At 62.3% G+C, this 6170-nt stretch carries 8 protein-coding genes; all 8 read left to right on the top strand.

Annotated features, from left to right (window positions below):
* The coding region (locus A3764_RS15405) for a type IV secretion system protein (protein ID WP_330220534.1) at positions 1–361 on the top strand (361 nt) is incomplete at its 5' end.
* Positions 362–371: 10 nt separating this feature from the next.
* Complete coding sequence (locus A3764_RS15400) at positions 372–1025, top strand: virB8 family protein (protein WP_067951743.1); 654 nt, start codon at positions 372–374, stop codon at positions 1023–1025.
* Positions 1025–1729 (top strand): TrbG/VirB9 family P-type conjugative transfer protein, encoded by a 705-nt coding sequence (locus A3764_RS15395; RefSeq protein WP_067951742.1) that lies wholly within the window; start codon positions 1025–1027, stop codon positions 1727–1729. The genes A3764_RS15400 and A3764_RS15395 overlap by 1 nt, the downstream gene beginning before the upstream one ends.
* Complete coding sequence (locus A3764_RS15390) at positions 1726–3093, top strand: TrbI/VirB10 family protein (protein ID WP_067951741.1); 1368 nt, start codon at positions 1726–1728, stop codon at positions 3091–3093. The genes A3764_RS15395 and A3764_RS15390 overlap by 4 nt, the downstream gene beginning before the upstream one ends.
* The gene (locus A3764_RS15385; RefSeq protein ID WP_067951740.1) at positions 3090–4088 is read left to right on the top strand and encodes an ATPase, T2SS/T4P/T4SS family; all 999 of its coding nucleotides are present in this window, start codon (positions 3090–3092) and stop codon (positions 4086–4088) included. The genes A3764_RS15390 and A3764_RS15385 overlap by 4 nt, the downstream gene beginning before the upstream one ends.
* A complete protein-coding gene (locus tag A3764_RS15380; protein WP_067951739.1) occupies positions 4075–4278 on the top strand; it encodes a DUF4177 domain-containing protein in 204 nt (67 codons plus the stop codon). The genes A3764_RS15385 and A3764_RS15380 overlap by 14 nt, the downstream gene beginning before the upstream one ends.
* Entirely contained in the window at positions 4275–4673 is a 399-nt protein-coding gene (locus A3764_RS15375) for a hypothetical protein (RefSeq protein ID WP_067951738.1), read from the top strand. The genes A3764_RS15380 and A3764_RS15375 overlap by 4 nt, the downstream gene beginning before the upstream one ends.
* A gap of 12 nt (positions 4674–4685) precedes the next feature.
* Positions 4686–5771, top strand: coding sequence for a type IV secretion system protein (locus A3764_RS15370; protein ID WP_067951737.1), 1086 nt, complete (start codon positions 4686–4688; stop codon positions 5769–5771).
* Positions 5772–6170: the final 399 nt, after the last annotated feature.

Genomic DNA, 6170 nt, shown 5'->3' with positions numbered 1-6170 from the left:
CTACGACACCTTGAGCGAGATGGCCCGAAGCGGCAACCCCGGCGCCGCACGCGTCGCGACACAGGCCACCACCGGCGCACTGGTCTCGGCGGCTGCGCAAAACAGCTACGACGACGCGGGCCAGTCTCTTGAACGCGTCGAGCGCCTCGTGGGTCTTATCGACGACATGGGTGAGCTGAAAGCCAGTGTCGACCTCAACACGCGCGTCACAGCGGAACTGGCCATCGCCCTCGTCGCCATGTGGCAACTCGAAGCCGTTCAGACCGTGGGAGACGGGACCGGGGGCGTCATCGATGCCGCCACGATTGCCGAAGAGCGGCGCTATATGGACTTCACGCTCCCCGAGCTTCAGGCGCGATAGGGGCGAAGCCTTGGACGAAGAGACCGCCATCATCGAAGAGGAGCTCGTCTACGGAGCCCTGCGCCGGGAACGGCACTGGCAGCGGCTTGCGCTGGGGAGCCTCACGTTCGGTGTTCTGGGCTGCCTAAGCGCCGCGGCCGTGGCCATCCTTGATGTTGATCCACCGCCCGTTGTCGTCCCCTACGATCCGGAGACGGGCTTTGCCCTGCCCGAGGCCTCGGTCGGGGCGACAACGGTCACCGAGAACCGCGCCATCGTCGAGGCCGAGGTGTTTCGCTATGTGACGGACCGGGAGACCTTCAACCAGCTCGACAACGACCTGCGCATTCGCGGGGTTCTGCGCCGGTCCGAGGGCGCCGCGGAAGCCTCCCTCCGGCAGGTCTGGAACTCAGCGAACGAGAACTACCCGCCGACGGTCTATGGCCCCAGTGCCGAGCTCGACGTCGAGGTCCTGAGCATCAACCTGCTCGGAAACAGCCGGGCGACCGTGCGCTTAAGAAAGCGATTGACCTCTCTCAATGGCGTTCAAGCCGGCCTCTTCACCACGACGCTGCGTTTCGCGTTCCGACCCGAGGAAAGCCGCTCAATCGATCAGGTCTGGACCAACCCCTTCGGTTTCACCGTGGTCGATTATGCGATCCGGTCCGACAGATTGGAGAACTGATTTTGCCCATCCGCTCCCTCCTGGCCGTCTGCCTCGCGACCTCACTCTTCCCCGGCCTCCTTTATGCAGAGGACATTCCCCGCAGTGGCCCCAAGGACCAGCGGGTCCGGGTGGCCACCTATCAGGAAGGCCAAGTGTTTCGGCTGAACGTCTCGCTCACCCATGTGACGACGGTCGAGTTCGCCCCCGGCGAAACCATTCGCTCGATTATCGCGGGCGATACCGAAGGGTTCGAGATCGACGGGGTCCCCGGTGGCCGAGCCTTCGCCCTGAAACCCGTCGCCCGGGGCGTCCATACCAATGTGACCGTCTATACGAACCGCCGAAGTTACTATTTCAACGTCGAAGAGGTCACGAACGCGACCTTCTACGTGGTCCAGTTCCACTATCCCGAGGATGAACGCCATCCCGTATCCGCCATCGCCAGTGCCCCGCCCAACTACAATTATGGCGCCAGCGCACGCACGGCGATCACGCCCACCCGCGTCTGGGACGATGGAACGTTCACGTATTTCGAATTCCCGCCGAATGCGCCAATCCCGGCGATCTTTCGGCATCAGAACGGGCGAGAGCGAACCGTCAACACGGCCACCTCGGCACCGGGTATCATCCGCGTATCCGGTGTCGGTCGTCAATGGGTCCTGCGTCTGGATCAGGAGATCATCTGCATCGCCGCCCTCTCTCCCGCCGAGCATGTGTCATGAGCGATGAGCCCAACCCGGACCTCGAGCGACGGCTCGCCGCCCTTGAGAAAGGCAAAGGGACGCACCCTTCGAGCCGGAAACGTCGTACGCCGCTCCTCGCGGTCCTGATCGTCCTGCTCATTCTCGCGGGCGGCGCTGCCCTATTGCTCGTGTCCGGATCCAACGAGGAGGTTGCCCTACCGACGGCGACACCGGATGAGTTCCAGTCCGAGGGTGACGGCTTTGGTGAGATTGAACCTTTTGTCCCGCCGCCTCCCCCCGAACCCGAGATCGTGCTCGTCGAGCCGGATCCAACCCCTGCAGCGGAGCCCGACATCGCTCTGCTCGCGGAAATCGAAGCTTTGAGAGCCCAGATCGACGCTCTGACCGCGGCCAAGGAGGGAACCGAAGACCCCGCATCGTCAGAGGCGATCGACGCGCTGACGGCCCAAATTGTCGACCTTGAAGCCGCCTCCGAAGCGGCACAGGAGCGGTTCGAGGCCGCGCTCGCCGCACGGGACCGCGAACTCGAACAGCTCCGCCTCGATCTTGAACTTGCGCGTTTGGGTCCCGATGTCCCGACACCGGGCCTCAGTGACGAAGAACGAAGAGCCCGCGAGGAAGAGGCCCGGCGCCTCGCCGAGTTGGAGCGGCGCTCCGAAGAGGCGCGCGCCTTCCAAGAGAGACGTATCACCTCGCCGCTTCTCGCCTTCAGCACCACGACCACTGAGGGCTCGGACGCAAATCAGGCCACAGGCTTGGGCGACGTGGCGGACTTCATCCGCGGCGGTGGTGCGACCAGCGAGGTCACCCCGTCCGAGATCATAGCGAACCCATCGAACACCATCATGCAGGGCACGATGATCCAGGCCGTGATGGAAACCGCGCTTGACAGCACCCTCCCCGGCCCCACCCGCGCCATCGTCTCGGAGGATGTCTATAGCTATGACGGCACCCGGCTCCTCATCCCGCGTGGATCACGCCTCATCGGCCGGTATCAATCCGGCGCCGACATCGCGCAGAAACGCGTAACAATCGCCTGGGACCGGCTCGTCCTGCCCTCGCGCCAAACCATCCGGCTTAGCGCCTATGGGGGTGATGAACTCGGCAGGTCCGGTGTCACAGGAACTGTCGACACACGCTTCTTGGCGCGTTTCGGGTCAGCCGCACTGATCTCGATCATATCCGCCGTCGCAAACATCGGTGCGTCCAGCCTCGCTGATGAGCCCTTTGCCGAGGCCGGAGCAGAGATAAGCGCGGAACTCCAGGGCGCGACTGAGAGTGTCATCGGCGACTATCTCTCCTTGGGGCCCGTCATACATGTGCGCCCCGGCGCGCGCGTCAGCGTCATGGTGGACAGAGACCTGGAGATCTACAGGTCATGACGCTGAGCTACCTCCAAGCCTCCCTCGACAAGCTGTCCTGCGCCACGCGGGAGGATGTGATCGAGATCTGCATCAACCCAGACGGCAGCTGCTGGGGCGAATTCCACGGCGATCATTTCATGCGGGCGCTCGACCAACGCCTGACCGACACCGACCTGCGCGATCTCGGAAGCCAGATTGCCTCGAGCGCCAACACGACCATGAGCAAGGACCGACCGATCGTCTCGGTCTCGATCACCTACCGTGGTCGCCCAATCCGCGCTCAAGTCATCATGCCGCCGGCCGTCCTCTCCGGCATGTCGATCTCGCTCCGGTACTTCTCAAGCCTGCCCCTTGAGCAGATCGAGTTGCGTTATCTCTACGGCCGCGAACGCAAACTCGAGGTCCTGCGGCAGGAGAGAAATCGCGAGCTGCGTGAGGTCGTGGCCGGCGGCGATATCTATGAAGCGGTCCGGTTCTGTGTCGAACACAAGCTCAACATGATCGTCTCCGGGGGTACTTCGACCGGAAAGACCGTTGCGGCCCGCAAAATCCTTTCCCTCGTGAGCGCTGATGAACGTGTGGTCACCATCGAGGAGGCGGCAGAGCTTCTTCCTGAGCAACCCAATGCCGTCACGCTGATCGCAAACCGAGACAGCGCCGGTCAGTCCGCCGACACACTATTGGCCGCAACCCTGCGAATGCGGCCCGACCGCATCATCCTCGGCGAAGTTCGGGGCAAGGAGGCAATGACCTTCCTCGAGGCGATCAACACCGGACACGGCGGATCGATGACCACGCTTCACGCTGAGACCCCGCAGCTCGCCGTCCAGCGTCTCGCCATCGCCGCGCTCAAGACAGGCATCCCGATGACCTACCAGGATATTGTCCAATACATCGAAAGCTCGATCGACGTGATCATTCAAGCGGGCCGCGAGGACGGTCAACGCGGCATCACCGAATTCTATCTTCCGGGCACCGATATCAGCGAGGAGGCCAAGCATGACGCGCTTTGAGTACCAAATACAGAGCTATCCGCTGAACCAGAAAGCCAGCCTTGCCCAAATGCAGGACGACCTGAATTTGCGCGGCGAACAGGGCTGGGAACTGGTGTCCGTGATCCCCGCCACATTCGCCCATACCGGACATACCGCCCTGTTCAAACGTGTGCTGGCTGCTCCGGACGATGGCGGGTCTGGGCTATGAAACAGTGTCTCGCAGTCTTCCTGATCATCATGAGTGCCGTTCCGAGCACAGCGGAAACGGACTTGAAAACCCCACATACCGCCGAAGCATCGATCTGTCCGGACCGCCCGGACGAGCCGAACTGGATCCGAGACCTACCCGCGCAGGACGCCTACAAACGTGTGCTCGTGCAGGACATCTACCGTACCCGAGCATTCGAACAAATCGCTCTAGGAGGCGCCTGCCCTTGCGATGTACGGTTCCCAAGCTGGGCTACCGCGGAGCACGAGTTTCAGGAGCGGTTTGAGGATGCCGACCGCTGGGAGATGCTTGAGGCGTCGCGCGAGTACAACGAACGCGCCAACGAGCTTCGGCCCGCGGTCATGGATATCTGCCGCGCCGACGGAAATTGGTAGCGCAGCTCCGTCATGAGCGTTGTCACCTATTTCGTAGAAACAGCCCAAGGCTACCTCGACACCGCCGCCGAGACACAGTTCGGCGCCGTCGCCGCGACCGTGGGCACAGTGCTCGTCCTAGGCGCGACGCTTGTCTTTATGTTGGTCTGCATCAACATGATCTATCAGTACCGCGCCATGGATGGCCGCACCGCGTTTTGGCTGGCCATAAAGACCGCACTGATCGGCGTGTTCGCAACCAATTGGGTGCAGTTCAACGCCGTCTCATCCGCGATCCTACACGGGATCGACAGTATCGCCGGCTCGCTCGTGGCCTCGGTCGGTGGCGGCACGCCCGGCCCCTCCGGCACTTTCGCTGAAGAGTTCGACCGGCTCATCGCCGAGCTCGGTGAGTATCTCAATGCGGCGGGATCGGAACTCAATTGGATGGCGGGTGCGCTCATGGACGTTCTGGGCGTTCTCCTACTTTCAATCCTCGGCGGACTGGCCGCCTTCGTGCTCGTGGCCTCGCGCCTCATGATTGCGCTCCTGATCGGGATCGCGCCCGTCATGATCTTTCTCACGCTCTTCGAGGTCACGAAGGACTACTTTGCGCGCTGGCTCTCCGCTCTCATCTCCTTCGCGATTTACCCGGTTGTGGTCGCCGGCGTGTTCGCGACCATCACCGGCGTCGCGACCGCGCTCATGGGCGAACTCGGTGATCCGGATGGCGCCTCCAACATCGGGGCGCTGATTCCGTTCTTCATGATGATCCTGATGGCCAAAGGCTTCCTCTTCGCCACACCATTCATCGTCCGCGCGATCTCCGGGAACATCATGATGCCCGCCCTCTCCGCAGGGCTCGGAGGCGCCTACGGGTTTGGACGAGCTCTTCTCGGCAGCCCGCAGGCTTACAATCGCTACCTCACCGGCGGTGCCAGCGGTGCCGAATATGCAGCCCTGCGCACACGCCAACTGATGGGAATGCAGCCCCTGCCGCACAGGTCAGGCATGGCGATGGACCCCTCCGCATCTGGCACGGCGGACACCGGAGCCAAGATGCTTGCCCAACTCGCGCGGCTGAAGAGATTAGGCGGAGAAGACGTCCGGGAAACTTAAGAAACCTCATTCACGCGAGCGATTAAGCCACACTTTCACGCTCATCATTGCTTGTGTAGAATCGCTGCACCTTCTACCAGCGGCTCTCATGCGGACCCTCATTATCTAGAACCACGCGAACCGCTCGCTCGCGCACTTCAGGGGAATACTTGTTCGTTGTCTTGCTCATGATGCTCCATCCTTGTGTGTTCAAGGTCGGGCATACTGGGAACGCAGGTGGGACCCCGTTCCATCCCGGGGAGGTAGATCCCGCTGAGTAGCAAGGGGCCCATTTGCGCCGTCGCCATTTGAACCTGAACAGTTGCAAGGGGCGCCCGTAGTGCCGACCCCGAATATCAAGGACAGGACAGTGACTTTGCCCCAAACCTACATCGGCGTCGATGTTGCGAAAGACTGGAT

This window comes from Sulfitobacter sp. HI0129, assembly GCF_001635395.1.
Taxonomy (GTDB): Bacteria; Pseudomonadota; Alphaproteobacteria; order Rhodobacterales; family Rhodobacteraceae; genus Sulfitobacter.
Note: the sequence above shows the minus strand (reverse complement) of the source record. Positions and strands in the feature narration are given on the sequence as shown.